General features: G+C 55.5%; 20 protein-coding genes. 7 read left to right on the forward strand and 13 right to left on the reverse strand.

Translation table 11 applies throughout. The features are described 5' to 3' along the window. Positions 1–122 precede the first annotated feature (122 nt). Complete coding sequence (locus tag VGK23_03245; protein HEY3419544.1) at positions 123–1,376, forward strand: hypothetical protein; 1,254 nt, start codon at positions 123–125, stop codon at positions 1,374–1,376. 42 nt (positions 1,377–1,418) lie between these two features. Here VGK23_03245 and VGK23_03250 read toward each other — a convergent pair whose 3' ends face one another. Continuing rightward, positions 1,419–2,501 carry a glycosyltransferase family 4 protein gene (locus VGK23_03250; protein ID HEY3419545.1) on the reverse strand — a complete coding sequence of 361 codons (1,083 nt, stop codon included), beginning with the start codon at positions 2,499–2,501 and terminating at the stop codon, positions 1,419–1,421. 164 nt (positions 2,502–2,665) lie between these two features. Between VGK23_03250 and VGK23_03255 the strand changes: the two genes are divergently transcribed. Next, a complete protein-coding gene (locus VGK23_03255) occupies positions 2,666–3,934 on the forward strand; it encodes an oligosaccharide flippase family protein (protein ID HEY3419546.1) in 1,269 nt (422 codons plus the stop codon). A 290-nt stretch (positions 3,935–4,224) separates the two neighbouring features. Here the strand turns inward: VGK23_03255 and VGK23_03260 are convergent, their stop codons facing one another. The 3 genes from VGK23_03260 to VGK23_03270 all read right to left on the reverse strand — a co-directional run bounded on the left by VGK23_03260 (position 4,225) and on the right by VGK23_03270 (position 6,888). Next, positions 4,225–4,743: a hypothetical protein gene (locus tag VGK23_03260; protein HEY3419547.1), complete on the reverse strand. Its 519-nt coding sequence runs from the start codon at positions 4,741–4,743 to the stop codon at positions 4,225–4,227. 148 nt (positions 4,744–4,891) lie between these two features. Next, a complete protein-coding gene (locus VGK23_03265) occupies positions 4,892–6,109 on the reverse strand; it encodes a SufD family Fe-S cluster assembly protein (protein ID HEY3419548.1) in 1,218 nt (405 codons plus the stop codon). 2 nt (positions 6,110–6,111) lie between these two features. Continuing rightward, positions 6,112–6,888: an ABC transporter ATP-binding protein gene (locus tag VGK23_03270; GenBank protein HEY3419549.1), complete on the reverse strand. Its 777-nt coding sequence runs from the start codon at positions 6,886–6,888 to the stop codon at positions 6,112–6,114. Between the two features lie 125 nt (positions 6,889–7,013). Between VGK23_03270 and VGK23_03275 the strand changes: the two genes are divergently transcribed. After that, a complete protein-coding gene (locus tag VGK23_03275) occupies positions 7,014–8,048 on the forward strand; it encodes an FAD-dependent oxidoreductase (GenBank protein ID HEY3419550.1) in 1,035 nt (344 codons plus the stop codon). Here VGK23_03275 and VGK23_03280 read toward each other — a convergent pair. Next, the gene (locus VGK23_03280; protein HEY3419551.1) at positions 8,035–8,532 is read right to left on the reverse strand and encodes a VOC family protein; all 498 of its coding nucleotides are present in this window, start codon (positions 8,530–8,532) and stop codon (positions 8,035–8,037) included. The genes VGK23_03275 and VGK23_03280 overlap by 14 nt on opposite strands. 119 nt (positions 8,533–8,651) lie before the next feature. Here VGK23_03280 and VGK23_03285 point away from each other — a divergent pair, with 119 nt between their 5' ends. After that, positions 8,652–9,350 (forward strand): class I SAM-dependent methyltransferase, encoded by a 699-nt coding sequence (locus VGK23_03285; GenBank protein ID HEY3419552.1) that lies wholly within the window; start codon positions 8,652–8,654, stop codon positions 9,348–9,350. Positions 9,351–9,388: 38 nt separating this feature from the next. Here the strand turns inward: VGK23_03285 and VGK23_03290 are convergent, their stop codons facing one another. The 3 genes from VGK23_03290 to VGK23_03300 all read right to left on the reverse strand — a co-directional run bounded on the left by VGK23_03290 (position 9,389) and on the right by VGK23_03300 (position 13,692). After that, a complete protein-coding gene (locus VGK23_03290; protein HEY3419553.1) occupies positions 9,389–10,741 on the reverse strand; it encodes a hypothetical protein in 1,353 nt (450 codons plus the stop codon). A 184-nt stretch (positions 10,742–10,925) separates the two neighbouring features. Continuing rightward, a complete protein-coding gene (locus VGK23_03295; GenBank protein ID HEY3419554.1) occupies positions 10,926–12,221 on the reverse strand; it encodes a hypothetical protein in 1,296 nt (431 codons plus the stop codon). A gap of 61 nt (positions 12,222–12,282) precedes the next feature. Then, entirely contained in the window at positions 12,283–13,692 is a 1,410-nt protein-coding gene (locus tag VGK23_03300) for a hypothetical protein (protein ID HEY3419555.1), read from the reverse strand. Positions 13,693–13,863: 171 nt separating this feature from the next. Here VGK23_03300 and VGK23_03305 point away from each other — a divergent pair, with 171 nt between their 5' ends. The 3 genes from VGK23_03305 to VGK23_03315 all read left to right on the forward strand — a co-directional run bounded on the left by VGK23_03305 (position 13,864) and on the right by VGK23_03315 (position 16,826). Continuing rightward, entirely contained in the window at positions 13,864–14,805 is a 942-nt protein-coding gene (locus tag VGK23_03305) for an ABC transporter substrate-binding protein (protein HEY3419556.1), read from the forward strand. A 136-nt stretch (positions 14,806–14,941) separates the two neighbouring features. Beyond that, positions 14,942–16,018 (forward strand): iron chelate uptake ABC transporter family permease subunit, encoded by a 1,077-nt coding sequence (locus VGK23_03310; GenBank protein HEY3419557.1) that lies wholly within the window; start codon positions 14,942–14,944, stop codon positions 16,016–16,018. Next, positions 15,987–16,826, forward strand: coding sequence for an ABC transporter ATP-binding protein (locus tag VGK23_03315; GenBank protein ID HEY3419558.1), 840 nt, complete (start codon positions 15,987–15,989; stop codon positions 16,824–16,826). Before VGK23_03310 ends, VGK23_03315 begins: the two co-directional genes overlap by 32 nt. Here VGK23_03315 and VGK23_03320 read toward each other — a convergent pair. The 5 genes from VGK23_03320 to cfbA are packed head-to-tail and all read right to left on the reverse strand — an operon-like array spanning position 16,812 to position 21,721. Beyond that, on the reverse strand, positions 16,812–18,158 hold the full coding sequence (locus VGK23_03320) for a cobyrinate a,c-diamide synthase (protein ID HEY3419559.1): 1,347 nt from the start codon (positions 18,156–18,158) through the stop codon (positions 16,812–16,814). The genes VGK23_03315 and VGK23_03320 overlap by 15 nt on opposite strands. Further along, on the reverse strand, positions 18,155–18,952 hold the full coding sequence (locus VGK23_03325; GenBank protein HEY3419560.1) for a P-loop NTPase: 798 nt from the start codon (positions 18,950–18,952) through the stop codon (positions 18,155–18,157). Before VGK23_03325 ends, VGK23_03320 begins: the two co-directional genes overlap by 4 nt. After that, on the reverse strand, positions 18,949–20,034 hold the full coding sequence (cfbD, locus tag VGK23_03330) for a Ni-sirohydrochlorin a,c-diamide reductive cyclase catalytic subunit (protein ID HEY3419561.1): 1,086 nt from the start codon (positions 20,032–20,034) through the stop codon (positions 18,949–18,951). Before cfbD ends, VGK23_03325 begins: the two co-directional genes overlap by 4 nt. Continuing rightward, complete coding sequence (gene cfbE / locus VGK23_03335; GenBank protein ID HEY3419562.1) at positions 20,031–21,320, reverse strand: coenzyme F430 synthase; 1,290 nt, start codon at positions 21,318–21,320, stop codon at positions 20,031–20,033. The genes cfbD and cfbE overlap by 4 nt, the downstream gene beginning before the upstream one ends. A 2-nt stretch (positions 21,321–21,322) precedes the next feature. Further along, positions 21,323–21,721: a sirohydrochlorin nickelochelatase gene (gene cfbA / locus VGK23_03340; protein HEY3419563.1), complete on the reverse strand. Its 399-nt coding sequence runs from the start codon at positions 21,719–21,721 to the stop codon at positions 21,323–21,325. Positions 21,722–21,866 lie beyond the last annotated feature (145 nt).

Raw genomic sequence — 21,866 nt, forward strand, 5'->3', positions numbered from 1 at the left:
GCTGTTCATGATCATATACTATCCTGTGTCTGAATATGTTTAGGCTGCCTCCCTTTGTCCGTTGATTAATAATATCCAATTCGGTATCCCGACCGTTGCAACGTCCAGAGGTATTCGGTGAAATGGCCAGGCCGGCCCTGATGATGGCAGTGGCCACACTGATCGGCGGAGGATGCGATTATCTCTTCCAATACTTCATGAGCGGAACGATGACGCCGGCCAACTTCTCCGAACTTTCGGCTCTTCTGTCCATGTTCTACCTGGCGATAGCGCCGGCGCAGGTCATGAGCACCTTCCTGGTGAAACAGACCTCACGCCTTAATGTCCAAGGCAGGAAGAATGAGATCGCCTGGCTGATCCGAAAGACGATCCTCTATGGGACGATGACCGGGGTCGCTATCGCGGTTGGTATGTTTCTCCTTCTGCCTGAGATATCAAGTTTCATCTACCTGTCGTCGACGTTCCCGGTTTTCTTGCTCATGGCCGGTGTGATCATCTCGTTGATATCGCCGGTCGGATATGGCACCAGCCAGGGGCTGGAACGGTTCCGGCTCAATGCGCTCTACGGCATTACCGGGCCGATCACAAAGCTCGGGATCGGCATCGTCCTGGTCTTCGTCGGGTACGGTATCATGGGCGCGCTCGGGGGAGTGCTCATCGGTCTGATCCTGGCTTTGACCGCGGCTTTGTATTCTATCCGGGACCTCTTCAGGTTCGAGCCGCTGCCGATACCCCATCCAGAGCTGACTAAGATGCGTGGGTCGCTCCTGCATGTGATAGTGGCGGTCACCTGTCTGACCATCATGGTGAACGTGGACATCATATTAGCAAGGCAATACCTCGACCAGAACACGGCCGGGCTGTATGCGGTGTGCTCTCTGCTCGGCAAGATCATACTGTTCCTTCCATCATCGATCAACATCGTGATCTACCCGAAATTGGCCGCCGCCCATGCCAAGAGATCCGGTACGGTGGGCATGATGCGCCTATCCGTCCTGATCGCACTGGCGGTGACCGGCGTCGTGGTCGCATCCTACTTCCTGTTCCCGAACGAGATCCTTCGGCTGCTGTATGGAGGGGACAAATACATCGGTGCCGCGGCTGGATTGGGCATCCTTGGACTGGCCATGGCCCTTCTGGGCATCGCGAATCTGTTCATGAACTATGGTCTAGCGATCGATTCACGGGTTTACTTGGCCATCATGGTCTTCTTCACGGCATTGCAGGTCGCACTGATAGTGATGTTCCATGATTCCCTGGTCACCATCGCCCTGGACATGCTTGTGGCCTTCGGCGGGACCACTGTCGCAAGCTGGGCATATATGGAGATTGGATCGAATGGGAAGATCGGTCAGGGTCGTGCAGGTGTTCGATGAGGCCTCGACAAAATGCTTTCAACTCAACGGCCATTAATATGATCAAGAACTAGCCGTTTGGTCGCCGTTCGTTCGGAGTCCTGAATACACGGCGATCGTCTTCTTTGCCCTCGATTGCTCCGAGAAAGTGCTGGCGTATTCCATCGCCTTTTTCTTATCGTAATGCAGGTCGCCCCTAAGATAGTCCATGACCTTCGTGGCCATATCCTGAGGCGAAGCGCATTTGATGGCGAATCGTACCACCTCCTCCGGTATCATGGCATTCTGGAGGATGAAGACGGGAACGCCACATCTCTGTGCCTCGAGGATCCCTAGGCCAAATCCCTCATGTAGCGATGGATAGAGCATTGCCGTCAGTTCATTATATTCCTCGACGATCTGGCGATCAGGCACCTCACCCTTGAAGATAATTTGTCCAGTCAGGTCTGGGTTTGCAGACATGAGATCAGTGATCGGAGCCACGGGCCCGACCCCGCAGATCTTCATTTTCACATCATCGAAGCCCGGGCTCTCATGGATGGTTCTTAGGACTTGGAATAGGGCCGGTAGGTTCTTCCTGGCGGTGAATGGACCGATATATCCTATTAGTCTATTCTGCCGCAGTGATCCGTTTTCCGCGAACCGATCGGATATGGCCTGGGGGACGACGACTATCTTGTCATCTTCAGTTCCGTAGCGGTCTACCAGTTCCTTCTTTGTTTGCTCCGAGATGCAAATGATCCTGTCGGAATAGCTCACCGCGATATCCGTGCAGCAGCGCCAAAAGAGATTGTAGATCGTATTGACCTTCAGGACACTTCCTCTGTTCAGCTCGAACTTCTCGATATGGTGTATGGTGACGATCTTCTTTCCTCTGATGAATGGAAAGATCAATGCCTGCGATTCGGATATGGCATGAAAGATCGTGGTTTTGGAACGTCTTCGGAAGATGTTCGATATCGGATATAGCAGATCGTACAGGATAGGCGAGATCCGCGGGTCGTCCACGAATCGCGGGTCCTTAGGTGCCAGCACATCGAAGTCGATCCCATCCTTCCTGAATCTTTCGATTAAACCGATGGCATAGGCGTCGAATCCGTTCCGGACCTCATCCGGATAGGTTCTGATCAACAGGACGATCTTCATGGGTGCCAGCTACTTTCAGGATAAGGACTCAGGGTTCCTTGCAACTATCAGGACATATGTATTTAGGATTTTGTCAGGTCTTTTGCCAGCAACCATGCGCCCCAATAGAATCACATCCCGGGAAAGAACAAACTTATAAAATCGTTACAGACATAGACCGAGCATTGTCCTGGAAGCCTTCTGGTAGCGGATTCGCCAAATCGACGATGATATTGTTCGCGGTCACGGTCATCGGTGGTATCGGCAATTACCTGTACCAGGTGTTCATGCTGAAGTCCCTGACGGTGGAAGAATACGCCGAGCTGGCCGCCGTTCTCTCCCTGTTCTATATCGTGACGATGCCGAACCAGACCGTGGCAACGATGCTTACGAGGTACTCGTCCAAGTTCATCGCCGAGGGACGCTCGGCGCAGATCTCTTGGCTCTTCCGCCGTTCGATCTGGATATCACTCGCGGTCAGTTTGGTCATGGTGGCCATCCTTTATGTCACGAGCCCGTGGCTGGTCAGCTATCTGGCTCTCACTTCGGACCTGCCGCTGATGATCATTCTAACTGGCCTGATCATCTCCATGATGACGCAGGTAGGGTTCGGTCTAGGTCAGGGGCTGCAACGGTTCAATCTGATCTCCCTCCACACGCTCGTCTGGCCGATAGGCAAGCTATTTTTCGGCATCGTCCTGGTCGTTGTAGGATACGGTGTGGCCGGCGCGATAGGAGGGGTGATGGTCGGGATGGCATTCGGCATGACGATTCTTTTGATCGGGGTAAGGGACCATCTTTCCCAGCCAGGTGCCCCGATCACCAAGGAAGAGTCTCACTCAATAATGGTCTACCTATTCCCCGTGCTGGTGGCTGTAATGTGCTATGGCGTGTTGACGAATGTCGACATCTTCCTGGCCAATCACTATCTGGACAAAGGTCAGGCCGGTATCTACTCGACCGTTTCGACGTTGGCCAAGATCATCCTGTTCCTGCCTGGTGCCATCGGCACGGTCATGTTCCCGAAGATAACGCACGCCCACACGCGGAAGGAGGACACGGTGAAGATCATGAGGCGGTCCATATTCTGGAACATCGTGCTCTCCGGGTTGGCGGCATTAGCCTTCATCCTTTTGCCAGACATCATCCTCCGACTGCTCTCGAGCGTTTCTGTAGATAGCTTCTCCATCGCCGAACAGTCATTGCAGGTCCTGGGCATCTCCATGTTGTTCTTCGGACTGGCGAGCCTCTTCATGAACTACGGGCTGGCGACGAACAGACACCAGTACATCGCGGTGATCCTTTCATTCACGCTGGTCGAGGTCGTCCTGTTGATGCTCTTCCATTCCTCGCCGGTGGAGATCGCCTACGACATGCTCATCGTCAGCCTGTCCATGTGTCTGATCTCCTACGTCTACATGGAGTTCAAATTCCACACCGAGACCACTTACTGAGGGAAATGGAAAGAGAGCTAAAGATGCTCTTTTCGGGTCATCATATCCTTAACATGCGGAATCGGCACGACTCTGTTCGGATCCGATTCCGTTCGAATCGAGAATTGAACGAGATGATAAGGGAATGAAATATTGTTTATCCCTGGATGCTGGAAGGGCAATCGCTTTCTCTTCTTTTGATTTCTATATAGACCAATGGGTACCTACCGATTGCCATTTCTAAGAATATCGATGGTTGATTGAATGGTAAAAAAATCGGCCATCCCTAAAAAGGACGGGCCGGTGACGCTTTACTCCGTGGCCCCGACGTTCTTGACCGGGTTCATGTAACCGCGGAAACGAGGTTCTATGTATTCCTCACCGATCGTCAGGTCCAATGGATTGACCAACAAGGAGAATGCAGTGTTGGTCGGCTCGGTGTTCAGCTCACGCCTGAAGGACTCACGCTGGTTGTTCTTCCAGGTGACGGTCATCAGGATGACTCCGTTCTTTAGCTCCAGGTTCAATGACTTGAGGATCGAGGTATAGGTCGATGCCTTACCCCTCCCAGACGTTCGCGAGACCCCTACCTTGGACATCAGCCCGAACGACTCCATCTGATAGACCAGCTTATAGCATGTCGCAATTGGCAGATTGATCGACGGCGCCATTTCGCTCACCGTCAAACTTCTTCTCGATGTCGCTCCCAGTATGAACAGCACTACCGGATCGATAATAAAATGGGCCACAGCTGTCTTGTCCTGCTTGCTCAGGCGACTGATTGCGTCCAGAATCGCGCTGTCCATGTCCAATTCGTATGTATCCCCCACCAAACTTAACCCCCGTACCGTAATAATGGTGTGCAAAATAAAGCTTTTGAAAGACTATCGGGTTCCGAGCATCTTGAGCCCCGTTTCACGTCAACTAGCGTACGCAAATCGTAAAAAAAGAGTGAAAGGGGAGGATCGTCCTCCGTCCTTACATCTTGCCTAGGTCCGCCTGCTGCATAGTGGCATCGATCTCCGCCTTGAGCTGCTCCGGCAGACCCATGATGCTGACGTCCAGGAATCCTCTTACGATCATTCCCACCGCCTCATCCTCGGATAGGCCGCGGGACATGAGGTACTCGACCTGGTCCTGGGCGATCTTACCGACGGCCGCCTCGTGGGTCATCTCCACGTCAGGGACGTACGCCTCGAGCTCTGGAATCGCGATCTGGATGCCTTTGTTAAGTATCAGTCCCTTGCATTCCAGGTGCGCCTTGATGCCGGGGGCCTTTCCGATCAGCTGTCCCCTCGAGATTATCTTGCCTCCGGTCGATACGGTCCTGGAAACGATCTCGCATCTGGTGTTGGGCGCATTCATTAGCGCTCTTCCGCCCAGGTCCAATTCGCTGCCCGGATGTCCGATGGCGACGGTACTGAACCTTGCCACCGATCCCGCCCCGTCCATGCGCGTTGTGGGATAGGCCTGGATGGTCCCGACCGGCCTTAGCGCGACATAGTTGGAGATATAGGTCGAGTTCTCCTCCTGCAGCACCACCGTCCTTGGACGGACGCCCATCGTCTCTGACCAGTTATGGATCATGGTGAAGGTCAGCTTGGCCCCTTTCTTGATGTAGAATTCGGAGATTCCCAGATGCAGCGCCCTTTCCACGCCATGGCTGGTGGAACATCCGGTGAGGACCTCCAGTTCTGCCCCTTCCTCGATGATGATTATGTTGTGGACGGTTTGGGCCGCATCCTTGCTCTTTACCATCAGGCAGGTCTGCACCGGCAGCTGGACCTTGTGCCCGGCCAAAGCCCGTATGAAATAACCGTCTGCCTCTTCCAGGTATGTTCTGGCGGTGTACTTGTCCGCGTCGACCGCCACCGCCTTCCAGCTGTAGTCCTTGAGCCAGTCGTGGTTCTTCAACGCCTGCTGGACCGATGAGACCTCCACCCCGGTCCCCTGGATGGATTCATGGACCACGGTATTGTCCATGAGTACGAACGAACCCGAGCGCCCCTCCCCGCTGGGCATGACGCCTGCGTTCAGCAATGTCCGGCGGTCGGATTCGCTCAGGGACTCGAGAGACTCAGCCATGGGCATGTCACGCCTGGCCTCCTTGAACTTGTCCAATTCTATGTCCGATCCGAACGTCGCCTTCTTTCCTTTGGCCTCTTCCGCTTTCTTCTTCAGTGTCTCAGTGGCCATGTTCAAGCCTCCCTTGCCATCTCCACGTTGGGCTTCTTCAGGTTCAGCTTGCAGCGTATGCATTCATCATAACCCATGCGTCTGATCTCCGAGAGCAGTTCCCTCGGGTTTCCGGAACATGCCACCGTGCCCTTGCAGAGCACGAACCCGCGGTCCGCCTCGATGTAGTCCAGGATCGCCCCGGTGTGGGTGATGATGAGTGCCGCCCTTCCGCTCATGTCTCGCTTCCCGGCGCATCCCATCTTTCCATGCAACAGCTCATTGACCTTGGAGCCTACCTTCTGGATGGAAACGATGTCCACGCCCGATTCCGGCTCATCCAGCAGGAACAGGCAGGGGTTCTGAGCCTCCAGCTGCAGAAGTTCCGAACGCTTGATCTCGCCGCCCGAGAACCCGACGTTCACATCCCGGGCCAGGAAGGGTTGCATGTCCAAGTCCACCGCCAGCTTGTCTGGGTCGGAACGGCCGCGCCCCGTGACCTTGACCAGGTCCCTGAGGCGGACCCCTACCAGGTTCGGCGGGCGCTGCATCATCATGCCTATACCCTTCTGTGCCCTTTCTGAGACCGACAGTCCGGTTATGTCCTCTCCGTTGAGCTTGATCGAGCCCTGAGTGACCTTATAGCCGCTGAATCCCATGATGGTCATCAGCAACGTTGATTTGCCCGAACCGTTCGGTCCGAACAAGACGTTCGTGTAACCGTCCATGACGCTAATGTTCAGGTCATGCAGCACTTCTTTGCCGCCGACCTCGACGCTCAGGTTCTCAATTTCCAGCATTTGGCTCGACCTGGGTGTCTGACCGAGTGCTAGTTATTTACCGTTTACCCTGTTAACTATAGTTAAATCGAACCTTCTGGTAACCCTTATGACGCATGACCTCCGTACCGGGACCAGGTGGTGTGATGGTCGAACGATTTGATCTCCTGGTTATCGGCGGCGGGGTTGCTGGAATGAAGGCCGCTCTGGATTCAGCCCGTTCGGGGTTAAAGGTTGCCTTGGTGGAGAAGGAGATGGAGCTTGGAGGCCTTTCCAGAACGTTCACTCACATGGTGGTTCGTGGACGTTCCCCCTCGGAAAGGGTCCGTCATTTGATCGAGGAGGTCGGTAATGAGAACGGCATCAAGGTTATGCTGGGCCATCATGTCGGCAGCGTTTCCAGGGAAGGGGATCTGGTCACAGTCATAGTCGCCGATTCCATCGACCTTATGCTGGAGCTTGAGGTAAGGGGAGTGCTGCTCGCGACCGGAATGGAGCCTGTGGATGTCAGTGCCATCCCAGAGTATGGGGCTGGAAGGCTGAAAGGGGTCATGACTTCCCTGGAGTTCGATCCCTTGCTCTCCAAATGGGAGGTGGAAGGAAGGCCTGCCGTATCCAGTGTCGCCTTCGTCCAATGCGTCGGTTCCCGGGTTGAGAAAAGGGGCGTGCCCTATTGTTCGAACTATTGCTGCATGAACTCGGTCAAGGAGTCGATCCGGTTAAAAACCCTCGACCCCAAGGTCCAGGTCCATGTCTTCTATATCGACGTTAGGACCTGTGGAAGGGGGCAGGAAGCGGCATACAAGGAGGCGCGCCGCCGTGGGGTCAGGTTTGTTCGTGGGCAACCTGCTTTGGTGAGGGAGAAGGACGGTAAGCTGTTGGTCTGTGGAGAGAACACCCTCTTGAATGAGCTCTATGAGGTTCCGGCAGACACCGTCGTCCTGAACGTCGGCATCCGCCTGTCCCAGGAGACGCTACGGCTTGCAGGGCTGCTGGGAATGTCCTTGGACGACGAGGGCCTGCTGTTCGTCGATGACCTGGCGGAAGGGACCGCCCCGGTCCTTACGGTGGGATGCGCGGAATCGCCCATGGACGTCGAATCGTGCCTGGAACAGGCAAGCAACGTCGCCAATAGCATGGTCCGGTTCCTGGGTCATCAGGGACAGGTCAGTACTCGGTGACCGGCCGTTTCGGTCTGAGCCTTTCGGTTTCAGCCTTTTCCGTTGATGTCTCTGTTTGCGATATGGTAGGAGCTGTGTCCTCCACCACCGCTATCTGGTTACCGTCCTGGTCCAGGAATATTGCGATCAAGCCCCCGATGTTCCGCCTTTCCGGTTTGACGGCAAAACGCACGCCCCGGTCCGTCAGTTTGCGATGGAGATCATAGATGCTTTCTGTCGCAAGGACGATACCGGTCGGACCTCCGGGTCTCCGCCCTTCCTTGTCCGGGACATAGAGCGCTATCCTGCCCAGGTCACCGAACGGACCCAGCTCGACCCAGTTCTCGGAGCGGTCGTCCCGACGCACCGTGAGGCCCAGCGTATCTTCATAGAATGATACCGCGCCAGCCAAATCCCTGACGGGTATCGCCACGGTCGATACCCCGAGGAGGATGCCTCGGTTATCGAATTGGGTCTCTCCCCCCATGGGGTCTCCGATAGGCATGGGACGTTCATTCTGCTCGACATTATTTAATGTTGGTGGACCTCCAATCCGCTCGGCATCGACCATCAGACATTATACGCTGGACATCATTCTACGAACCTTTAAGTGGCCTGAGCCCCTTGAAATCCCTAGGCCTTCAGATGAAACCAGATGTCACCGACGATCAGATGTCGAGATGGGACAGCACCTATTCCTCGAACCAAAATTTCTTCGGAATGGAACCCAGCCAGCTAGGGATGGACTCTCTGATCGTTTTCCGAGAGCATAGGGCAATGAAGATCCTGGAACTTGGATGTGGGCAGGGCCGAGACACGCTCTATCTGGCGCAGAACGGGATGGAGGTGACCGCAATGGACTATTCCGAGACCGGTCTGTGTCAGGTGAAAGAGAAGGCGGTCTCGATGAAGGTAGGAAGATCGATCGTCCTGAAGGTCGGGGATGCCAGGGAAGGGCTCCCATTCGAGGATGGCACTTTTGACGGATGCTTTTCCCATATGTTCTTCACCATGCAGTTCCCGGAGAAGGAGCTTTCATACATCTTCACCGAGGTCCTGAGGGTCCTGAGGCCGGGTGGCCTGAACGTGTACTCGGTCCGCAATGTGAACGATCCGCAATTCGGCAAGGGCAAACATTTCGGCGAGGACATGTGGCAAAATCCTCTGGGCTTTGTGGTGCACTTCTTCAGCGAGGACAAGGTGAGGAGACTGGCGACCGGATATGACGTACTCTTGATCAAGGAGTTCGAAGACCCCTCTCCGCCGTTCACCAAGAAGCTCTTCGAGGTGGTGCTGGAGAAACCGGGAATATCGGAAAAATGAGGGAAAAAAGAAAGGGAAAAAGGGGCGGACCCCATTCGTTATTTCTTACTCCTCCTCAGCATGAACACTGCCAGGACGACAACGATGGCGATGACGACGATCGCCGCAATGGCTGTTATCAACAGCAGGTCAGTGCTCCCGCTGGAACCCGGGCTCTGGCTCGTGCCGGCCGCGGAAGAAGTGTCAACCTCCAACCCCACCACCTGGGTTGAGAAGTGCGGGATGTAGACCAAGACCTTCCAGTTCTTAACCTGGTCGATCACCACGAACTTCGCATCGGCGTTGCCTGTACCGTTCATGGCCAGTACCTGGTCCAATGACATCCTGGCTATCTTGGCCCCGTTGAGCAGTGCCACGATCTTGTCGGATGTCGTGTTCAGGCTCTGTGTGTCCACCACGAACTCCATGACCTTGGCGTTCGAAGAGGACGAATTGACCTCGATCTCCACATGACCAGCGCTGTTCGAGCTGACCCGCATCGTGGCATCCTCGTACTCCTGCTCCTCTGTCATCACGCTGCCGTTCCTCATGACCATGGAAAGCTGGCCAGCGATCTTTCCGGAGGCGATCGACTGCATGATCTTGTTATCATCAACGGCATTGGCCAAATCGGGGTTGCCGGTCAGGAAGGACACCTGTCCCTTGGTGGCCATGGCCATGGTCTTGTTGTTGATCTTCTCGATCTTGAGCGTTCCTTTGTCCACGATTATCATCCCGGTCAGGTTCCCTTTGGTCATGGTCACCATGCCGTCATGATATCCGGAACGGTTGTCGTAACCGACGCTCCATGAGTCGTTGCATATGAAATGCACCATCTGGTTCGTCCCGTTAAGGACGTATTTCATCATGGCCGTAGGGTTGTTGTGCATGGTGATGTCCACGGAGGTACCGGTCACCTTCATGACCGAACCTACCTTGGTGATGCTGTTCGGGACCAAACCCATACAGTCCACGGAGTCAAACACCTTGGTGGATAGGCCGGAATGGACGACGGTATAATTTTCATAACTTCCGTCGGTCTGGTTGAAGTCACATCTGACAAATCCGCCCTCCAGGTGGGACCCATTGGCGGAGAGCTGACCGAACATGTCCTTGTTCATGCTCTCGTTCATCATGTCGTTCACCTCCCGGTCCATCTGACTGGTGCTCCTGGACAGATTGTGCTCGTAGCACATCCCGTCAACCGAATCGCTCCAGTTCCGTGAATCCGAACTGTAGCTCCTGTTCTGCATCCAGTCATTGCTGTTGCTGTCACCCATATGTCCCATGTCCAAGGGGGCGATCTTGCCCATGGTCGAGAGTATCCCCACTGAAAATGGCATGGAAACGGATAGAACGACCAGGGTCACGATCAGTCCGGCAAGGCAATTCTTGAAATTGATGTGTCCCATAGATATCCGTGGCATTCTAGCTCGCGGTAATGAAAAAGATGAGGCAATGAAAAAGCGGGACCAGTGGTAAAAAGGTGAGATATGACCGTTCGAGCCTGACTGGCGCATCGTTTTCTTTCATCTTATGTCTGCTTGCGTCCAGCCCGAGCAAATCACCGATCTGAACCGACCTCTGCCATTAGGTTCATTCAGATCTTGCGTTCGCACACCAGTAAGTGACCTTATGCGCCCGTATCGCCGTGTTCTGGTCGCCAATGATCTCGTAACTGGCAGGGGGCTCTTCCGAGCTGGGTTTGGTCTCGAGCAGGTACCTTCCTTTCACGGAACTATGGGAGGAGAGGTTCTTGTCGATGGTCTCCAGGTCAAGCGATGATCGCTTTTCGGTACCGGAACGCTCAACGACCACTCCGAGGTCCTTGTTGGCGTAATGCTCTTCGACGATCCTGATGGTCCAGTCAATGGATATCGGGGTCACCGAGGGGTTCCGGTCGCGGATCAACCAACCCTCTCCCGCCCGGGTGAGCTCACCCCGTCCAGGAATGCCTTCGAAATCGGCAAGCATCTCTGTAATCTTCTTTGGGGACAGCCCGACCGCCGTCGCCACTCCCGCCGCTGCCGATACCGCCGTGGTGTATGAAGGTGCCAGGTAGGTCGCTGGCATAGTAAATGGGAAATCTCCTTTCTTAACGTTGAGCCAGCACTTGGGCCTGTTGCCGAACTTCATGCCCTTATCGAACGAGACGTTGATGTCCCCGAACTCCCCGAACTCCACCACCTGGGTTCCCTTGGGGATGAAGACCTTCCACATATTGATCTCTGGATGCCGCAACACCAGCGTGCCCTTGGTCGCCTTTACCATCTGGATTATTCCGTCCACCGCCCGGCGGGTACCGGCAGCAATTGGGTAATTGTCCCCCGACGCCGTGGTCACCACCCCTATTTCGGCCAGCCCCGTCCCGCCCAGGTTGCACTCGAACACTCCCCTGGTCCAGTCCCCCTCCATGAACGACAGTCTCAACAACGTCGCCGGTGAGATCATGGCATCCCTTTCCAGAAGCTGCACCGTCTCCCCAACGGAGAACAGGCCGCGCGAGGTCAGCAACAGGACCTTTTCGCCTTTCTTTCGCAACATGTGCGAGATGGCGTGGCAGGCGGATGTCTTGGCCTTCGTTCCGGTGACCTCGACGGTCGGAAAACCGAAGTGAGCCAGTTCTCCCACCGCTCTATGGAATGTGATCCTTTGCTCAAATTTCGCCCGCCCCAGATAATGGTCGGGGCAATGGACCGGAAGGACAGCCAGATCGTACTTCTTCGAGGGCGTCGTTCTCGCGACCGCTATGCCTTCGTTCCGTAGGTGGTCGACCATGTACTGTTCCGCGGTGCCGTAGATGTCAACCGCGGTCACCTCCTCGCCACGCGACCGATAGGTGAGGGCGATGATATCGCCTCCATGGGTCAGGTCGAGAACAAGCACGTTCATTCAGAGCATCTCCAGTCGGTCACGATGGTCCTGCCTAGTTAAAATCTTAATCGCGGCCTGACTATTTGGAGAAGACCTCGAAGCCCAGGCTCTTGCCCAGGTCCTTGGCGGTGCGGGGAACGTTGGCCATCTGACCTCCGCCCTCATATTGGATCCAATAGGTGCGTGACAGCTCGTCCAGAGCCTCCGATGGCGTTACACCGGACATGGATCCCTCGGAAAGCATCGCCTCTATCCTGGTGTATGCCCTGATCGAAAGGAATGCCGTGAACATATGGCCGTCCATGGTCTCGCGGTCCACCAGGAACTCCCGGTCCTGACCCATGGTCCTGCGGTGGTCCGCGAAAAGCCGGTCGATGGCGTCCCTTCTGCGGTACAGTCGATATATGTCCTCCTCGGTCACTTCCTTGTCCGAGGCCAACATGATGCATCCCGCGATGTGGCTCCGGTCCATGAAATTCCTCTCTGCAAGCCGGTTCTCATCCAGCATGCGATAGAGGGTCATCTCCTCCTCCATCTTGAGCTGGGCATCCTGGTATAGGTACAGCCACATGCCCTTGTGCTGCCTTTTTCCGCACTTGATGAGATGCTTGTCGTGGAAGAAGTGCCGGACCAGCGGGATGTCCAGGTCATAGAGGTCGCTGTCCCGGTTGACCGGCAGGACAAAGGAGGTCCTTTGCTGCATGAGTAGGGAAACCAGATCCTCCGAGAAGCTGTCCCTCTCCAGAACCAAAGTGATCCCTTCGCCCCCGATCTCACCAAGGAGCTTGCGCATTGGTCCAAGCTCCCCGACGGGATTGGAAAGCATCCGCACCATGGTCGGCGCCCCGGTATCGGCCGAGAATATCATGGCGAGGTTTATTCTCTGCATGAGCCGGGACTCTTCCGGACTGCGGTCAATGAGGTCGGTCTGCTCTGAACGGGTAAAATAGGCCGACATGCCATAGACGATCTCGTCACCGGACACACACATGCCGTTGAACACCTTGGCCTGTGCTTTCTTATCCTGGCCGACCCGATGAAGCATCTCGGACAGCCTCTTGGGCGTCAAGTCCGGTTTGATCGAATGGATGTTATACAGCTTGTCCCAGGCATTCTGTGCTCTGCGCAAGGGAACATCCCCAAGTACTCTGACCATGGAAAGTGCGTACAGTTCCTGCCAATCATCGGGGAAGGCCGATCTAAGCTGTTCCATCATGTCCGACATGGAGCGGTTGAGCAGGACGGCGTTGCCATACTGTTTGACCACCCTCTCAGCTGTGGGGACCAGCATGCTCTCCTTCTCTTGAAGGCCATTCCTCTCATCCAGTCGTCCCAGATACTTAGACCGCTTCTTTCGTTTCTTCTCTTCCTTGTCCCATATGGTGGTGGAGCGATACACGTAGTAGGCCGAACCGATCCTCTTGATCTCAAGCCCCTTAGCGCCCTGTTCTCGCTGTCCCTTGAGCCAATTGACCGCCCACTCGTCCATTAGGAAAGGTATAGGGTATAAATGATATTAAACAATTGTCACGCGATTATGATATCCAGCATCAAAACATATAGTTAGACATCTCCCTAATTATTCCCTATGGCGGACGCAAATCATTTATAATTAGGGAGGTAATCGACGGTCTCGGACAGAATCTCAGGGGATTCATAAATGGCAACTTCAAGGAAATTGATGGCACTGACCGTTATCGCGGTCCTGTTGGTGGCCGGTCTCGGCGCGGTCGTAATACTCTCGATGAACAACAACAAGAACGATACGAAACCAGTGGACCAGTCGACGACGGTCAGTGTGGTCGATGACCGGGGGGTCAATGTGACGGTGCCGAAATACCCGCAGCACATACTATCGCTGGGAACGGCCTTCACCGAGTGCCTGTATGCGATAGGCGCCCAGGACCAGATCGCTGGCGTTGACAGCACAAGCAAGTACCCAGCGGAGGTTGCTAACAAGACCAATATCGGAAGTGGCTATACCATCAACAAAGAGAGCGTGACCATGTTGCAGCCCGACCTGGTCATAATGTGGAAGTCCTACACCACGACGTTGAAGACCCTGACCGAAATGAACTTGACCGTCCTTGCTTTCGACCCCCAGTCGGTGGCCGACGTCGAGAAGATGATCAATCTGCTTGGCAATGTGACCGGCAAGACTGGTGAGGCGAACTTGGTCGTCACCGATATGCAGACCAGGATAACTGAGGTGCAGCAGAAGGTCGCCAACACCACCAGCAGGCCCAACGTCTACATGGAGCTGCTCAGCTCCGGCGGTAAATCCCCCGGTCCGGGCACCATGACCGACGACGTCATCCGTCTTTCCGGAGGATATAACATCAACGCAAACACCTCCGCCAGGTATACCAAGCTGAATGCTGAGTATGTCGTCGGGCAAGATCCGAAATTCATCGTCCTGGAAACTCAGAACACCAAGACCAATGACGATGTGAAGAGCACCAGCGGATATGGAACGATCAGCGCAGTGGTCAACGACAAGATAATGCGGGTAGACGGTGCATGGCTCACTGCCTCGCCAAGGATCGTCCTGGCGGTCGAGGAGTTCGCCTCCTGGTTCCACCCGGAGCTATTCCCCGCTTAAGAATGATTGAACGGATGGGCGCGATCAAGGCCGCATCGTGGAGCTTTCCTTGCCTCCTTTTTCCACGGTGTCGTCCTACCGCCCCACTCCCTTTTTCGCCACACTTTATGAATGAGTACGCGTTTGCAGGTTGCGCATGACCATGGACCAGAAGGGCATCGAGGAGATGCATTCAAAGAAGCTGCACCGTTGGTGGCTCACCATGGTGTTCCTGACCCTCGCGCTCTTCGGTGTCGCCATCATGGCGATATGTATCGGATCGATCAACATCGCGCCGGACCGGGTATTTGGCGCGATATTCTCCAATGATCTGATCAAGACAATAACTGGCCAGAAGATCAAAGACCCGATCAACTCGATCGTTCTGGAGATCCGTATGCCGAGGATCGTCATCGCCTCACTCGTCGGAGGATCGCTGGCAGTGGCAGGAACGGCCATGCAGGGGATCTTCCGAAACCCGATGGCCTCGCCTTACATTCTCGGTCTTTCCTCCGGAGCGGCATTCGGTGCCTCACTGGCGATAGTTCTAGGATTTTCCGTCGTCAGCGGCTCATTCGCCATTCCGGCGATGGCCTTCATCTTCTGTTTCATCACGCTGTTCATCGTCTATGGGATATCCGCCACCAAGATGGGCGTCCCGGTGACCACTCTGCTTCTGGCAGGGATCGCCGTCGGTTCCCTATTTACCGCCCTGGTCTCGCTGATGAAGTTCTTCTCCGGCGACAATCTCAGCTCCGTCGTCTACTGGATGATGGGCGGTCTGGCGGACAGCAACTGGTCTCAGGTGTTTGTCACCCTGCCATTGGTGGTACTAGGCTCAGCGGCCCTGATGTTCTACAGCAAGGAGCTCAACCTCATGATGGTCGGCGAGGAGCACGCCACCAATCTTGGCGTGAACGTCAAGCGCTCCCGCCTCATGATACTGGTTCTCTCGTCGCTGGTCACTGCGGCAGCTGTATCGGTAAGCGGCATCATCGGTTTTGTGGGTCTGATCATTCCACACACCTTGCGCATCATACTGGGGCCGGACAATCGCATACTGATGCCCGCCTCCATCATTGGAGGGGCGGCGTTCATGATCGGAATGGACACCATTGCCAGGACAATCATTTCGCCTTCCGAGCTGCCGGTAGGGATAATCACAGCCATAATCGGTGCGCCGTTCTTCCTCTGGCTGCTACGTGCGCGCAAACGCGACATATGGGGGTGGTGATCTGAAGATCATGGTGGAAGGGGTCACCTTCAACTACACGAGCGTTCCGGTGCTGGACGGGGTTTCGTTCGATGCCCATGGCGGTGAGGTCATCGGCATCATCGGTCACAACGGTTGCGGCAAGACGACAATGTTGAAATGCATCAACCTGGCGCTCCATCCCGGTGCCGGTATCGTCAAGTTCGACGGCAAGGATACGCTTTCAATGTCGCGCAAGGACATCGCCAAAGAGGTCGGCGTGGTAGCGCAGAACACCGTCATCACCTTCCCCTTCACAGTGCTGGACATGGTCCTGATGGGGCGGTTCCCTTCCTTGGAAAGGTTCGCTAACGAGTCCAAAGGCGACCTGAGGATCGCCATGGATGCGATGGAGGCCACCAGCGTAACCTATCTGGCCTCAAGGCCGATCGATGAGATCAGCGGCGGAGAACGGCAGAGAGTGATCATCGCCCGGGCATTGGCGCAGCAGCCGAGGGCGTTGCTCCTGGACGAGCCGACGCTCCATCTGGACATCAACCACCAGTTCGAGCTGATGGAGCTTATCCGTTCACTGGCCAAAGACAAGGGACTTCTGGTCATAATCGTCTCCCACGACCTGAACCTCGCTGCAAGGTATTGTGATAAGCTTATAGCATTGGACGAAGGGAAGATAGCAGCGGCCGGATCAGTGGGGGAGGTGCTCACTCCGGAAAACCTTGCCAGGGTGTTCAACATCAATGCCGATGTCAGGTTCGAAAAGCGTGTGAACGCCTATGAGATAACGATTCTGGGCACGATCCCGAGGAAATCCGGATCAGACCCGCTCTAGGCAGCTCTCGACGATCCGAAGTCCCCATTCCTTGTTGGCGAGCGCGTGCTGATGCATATAGGTGCCAATGGTCCTTCTCTTGACCAGTCCATCATGCCTTCCGTCAACGCCAGTGCCTCTTGTAACATCGAACGCGTAGGGACCATCTGGCTGGGGGACGAGTTTCGAGTAATGGAACTCATGACCTTTAACGGTCCTGCCCGGGAATAGGAAGTTTTCCCCGGTTCCTTCGCTGATGACATATGACAGGCCCTGCCTTTGTTCGGTAAGTACCGCATCGTGATCAAAGACTCCGGCCATCCTACCCTTCGCCGCCCCGTTAGATATCGAACGGCACAGGGTCATCATCCCTCCGCACTCTCCATAGATCGTACACCCTTCTGAAGACTTTGCCTCAATACCGTCCAGGAAGTCACGGTTCGCGGAAAGGGTTTCCAAGTGCATCTCCGGGTATCCGCCCCCAAGATAATAGCCGTCCGCGTCCGGTAAGGTGTCTCCCTTCAAAGGGCTGAACATTACCAGTTCCGCACCTGCCGCTTGGAGGGATTCCAGGTTCTCCTGGTAGTAGAAGGAGTAGGCGCTGTCGCGCGGCACCCCTATTCTCACGCCTCTGTTCTCCGCTTCTGGGAAAGGTGCATCAATTGGTAGATCTAGCCACCTCCCCTTTTCCGAGATCTCCAGAATTGGGTCCATATCGATGTCCCTGACCAGCCCTTCCACGTCGGCGATGGCCTTGGAGGCATCGATGTCGTCGGGGGTTACCAAGCCGAGATGGCGTTCCGCCAGTCTATTGCTGTCCCGTTCGATGGTGCCGACCACCTTGGTATCGGTCAGCGATTCCACGGCCTCGGTAGCCTTCTGCCGGTGTCTTTCCCCGCTCACCTGGTTCAGAATGACGCCCTCTATCCGGACCTCCGGGTCAAGCATCTTAAATCCCATTACAACTGCTGCAGCACTCTTTGCCAGGCTGCGGGCGTTGACCACCAGAATGACCGATGCGTCAAGGAGCTTCGCGATCTCTGCGGTGCTTCCGGTGTCTCCGGTCGCGGACAGCCCGTCATACAGACCACGGACCCCCTCGATGATCGCGATATCGGCATCCTGGGTCGACCACCCGAACAGATTGCCTATGGTGGCTTTGTCCATGAAGAACGAATCCAGGTTCCTCGAGGGTCGTCCGGAAGCGAGGGTATGGAACATCGGGTCGATGAAATCGGGCCCGACCTTGAACGCCTGGACCGAATAGCGCTTGGATAGTCTGGATATGATGCCGGTCGCGATCGTGGTCTTCCCCACACCGCTCCCCGCTCCGGCAATGACCAGCCTTCTCATGTCGATCCTGTTCTCTTTCTGAGCAATTCCCTGATATCCTCAGGGGCCATCGGTGACGGTATGTTCTTTTTCTTGTTCTCCAGTATGCGCTCGCCGAGCCTCCTGAACCTCTTCGCCTGCTCGCTGTCCGGGGCGCCCTCGATGACGGTCCTGCCCAGGTTCTCGCAATCGCGCACGACCCTATCCCGCGGAACGAAGCCGACCAGCTTACTGCCTATCCTTTCGGCGAATTCGGAGACCGACGATTCCTCATCGTCCACTTCCCGCGAGTTGCACACCATGCCTCCCAGGTCGACACCCAGGTTGTTCAGTCCCCGACATATGTTGTTCGCGGCGTACAGCGAAAGGTACTCTCCCGAGGTCACGATGAACACCTCGTTGGCGAACCCTTCCCTCAGGGGTGCGGCGAAACCACCGCAGACGACGTCCCCGGGGACGTCATAGATGATGATGTCGATCCGGTCGTCGAAGAACTCCTTGTAAAGGGCGTGGACCGCCACGATGATCCCCCTGCCGGCGCATCCGACTCCGGCCAGCGGCCCTCCTATCTCGACGCATTTGACGCCTTTGAATCCATCCGCTACGGAATAGTCCTCATCCTTTCCGCCTTCCTTCTTTTGTTCCAGGAAAGTGGGGATCTTCCTGCCGCCAAGGAGGGTCATCGAACCGTCCGCCTTCGGATCGCATCCGACATACCAGGTGTTCAATCCCCTTTCCGCGAAACCGGCAGCCAGGTTCGCAGATATAGTGGATTTGCCTATGCCTCCCTTTCCGTAGATGGCGATCTGTCTCATCGGTAATCCTTCTCCACGACCTCTCGGATGGTGTTGCCAAGCTCGGAATCGATGATCGAATGTGTGCTCATGACATCGGCATGGGTGGAGATCTCGCCCACCGAGTTCTGGAACCCCTTGTCGAGGTAGTTCCTCAACTCCCTCGGTTGGTCCGTGACCAGGACGTCGTCCCGTCTCAACCTCGGTAATGAATGCGGCAATCCGGCGATTATGCGCACCTCAGCATCGACCGCATCGAGCATATCTGCAGCCTTTTCTCCCGCTATCGGATATTCGTCCAGGCCACCGGTGATCTGGATGTCGGTGATGCCAGATCCTCCAAGGTCTCTCAGGATGTCTTCGCTGTACCTTCTGATCCTCGGGAGTCCCACGGTTCTGTCCAAGTTCGCAATGCAGACCGTCCTTCCCCCCAATTTCCTCTTGGCCATCTCGACAGCGCGAAAGATATCAGCAAACCCATACGCCGTCTCCTTCTTGGCATTGAGCGTCACCGCTATGGTCTGTCCTTCCCTCAAAGCCTTGGTTATCTTCAGCGCCACTGCCAGCTTGGTAGCCCCGTTCGACGGTTCCAGATAGGTCCTGCTGGTGATCCCCCGGTCCTTTTCGATGGCGGTCGCCTTGGTGAGCATGGCCTTCTGCCGTTCGCATTCATGGACCGGTATGAGACCTTTGCTGGCCGCCACCTCCAACACCCTGATGGCCCCGTTGGTGTTGGCTCCGGAGCAGCCGTGGACGTCTACCGGAAGGACCATGGCCCTGATGCCCGCCTTCCTGACCGCACTGTCCAGGTTCTCCCCTATGATCATGCTGGCACAGGTCCCTATGATACCGATTGTCTTGGGGGTGAAATCCCTGTCCACCGTCCTTAGGACATCGATCAGGTTCTCCTCCGCTCCGAAAATGAGGTCGTTCTCCTGCATTCCAGTGGTCATGACCTTGACGCCCGCCTCCTCCAGCCTACGGGATGCCATGAAACCGCATCCCGCCGGTCCGTGAAGTATGATCAGGTCAACGTCCAGGTCCCTGAGGGTGTACATGGCCGCTATGATGGGGTTCGGGCGCGGATGGAGGACCCGGTTCATGTATAACCCTCTTTGATACACCAGAGCATGACCCCTTGAGATCTGGGGATCTCATTTTTATCCATGACTCTGATCATCGTCCCGGGGATATCCTTGGACGTGCCCCTGTCGATGACATAGGCCGCCGTTAGACAATGCGAGCGACTAACCACATCAGCGATCTCGTCCAGGTCCATCTTTTCGCACACCTTGACGGTCACTGGATCGACCACCAGGGACAGTTCCTTCACGCCATAATATTCTTCAAGCATTCTGATGTTCCATTCGATCGATCTGGCCGAGACGCCCGGATTGCGTTCCCTGATGACATCGGCCTCACCTTCCTTATGCACCTCCCCTCTTCCTGGCACACCTTCGAAACTGGATAGCGCTTCGGCTATGAACTTCGGTTCCGCTCCAGCAGCAAATGCCAGCGCGGCGGCCGCATTCAATCCGGTGAGATAACTTGGCGCAAGGAACTTGCTGGAGAGTGTGAAATGAAGGTCATGTCCGTTAACCGTCAAAATGGCCGGGGTCCTCTCTCCGATCCGTAATCCCCCTTCGATGTTCACCCGAACATCACCGCCAGCGCCGAAGGTTGTCACCTCAGCTTCCCTTGGCATCTCTCCCTCGATGATAGGTTTGTCCTCCGCGGCAATGACGATCCGATGCTTTGCAGAGCGGATCATCTGCATCTTGCCGGCATTGGAAGAACGGGTACCTGCGGCGATCGGATATTCCCCGCTGAGATTGGTCACCGTGCCTATGTCAGCCAGCCCAGTCCCTCCCAGGCTGCACTCGAATATCCCGTAGTCCCATTCCCCTTTCATTTTCGATAGCCTCAGGATGGTGGCCGGGGCAATGGACGCCTTCTCCTCCAGAATCTCAATGGTATCGCCCATGGATACCAGACCGCGAGATGTCAAAAGCAACACCCTTTTTCCCATGGAATGGAGGATATGTGCCAGGATATGGCATGATGAGGTCTTCGCCACTGCTCCCGTGACCTCGATGATCGGATAGCCGAAACGGGCAAGTTCCCCGACCGCTTGGTGGTGGGTGAGCCTCCGTTCATAGGATGCCCCGCGGAAGAACAGGTCCGGACAGTGGACCGGGGACACTGCCAGATCGAACGTCTCGTCCGGGGTCTCTTCCAAGACCCTCACCTTGAGCGAACTCAATCTGGATCTGATTCCCGGCGGGCAGTTGCGGTATATGTCGATAGCGGTGACCTCATGACCATTCTCGGCATAGGTCTCTGCCAGGACCCCACCCCCGTGGGTCAGGTCCAGTATAAGGACCTTCACTTTCAGCCCTTCTTGGCCCGCTCCCTGATGCGATCGGAGAGTATATCGGCTATCCTCGGGTCCGCCCCGATCGGTCCGCAATATCGGAAGGTTATTTCCTTTCCTTCCACCGTCATCTTTCCGCCTTTTTCGTCCTTACCCAATCCCAGGACCCCAGGTATGTCCTCGGTCAGATGGATCCCGCTTGCCAGGAAGCAGGGCTGAACATAGATCGTGTCCACTCCCTTTGCCACCAAGACCTTGATACCGTCCATGATGTCCGGCGTGTTGATCTGCATGAACCCGGCTGTGACCGGGCCGAACTCCCGCTTCTTGTCCAGGATGTTTGCCATCTCAACGACTAGGTCCTTGTTGTACTGCAGTTTGCTTCCGTGTCCGACGATAAGTACTCCGGTTTTCATTCCTTCCACCTCATTATTCAGTAAATTACCCCATAATTTACGGTAAGTTAGTGAGAGATGCACTGTTGTGGATATAATGATGGATATTCCCTATTATGGAACACTAAGTGAAAGTGTATGTGATATTAGGGAATAACAAATCATC

It is taken from the genome of Methanomassiliicoccales archaeon (genome assembly GCA_036504055.1).
Taxonomy (GTDB): Archaea; Thermoplasmatota; Thermoplasmata; order Methanomassiliicoccales; family UBA472; genus DASXVU01.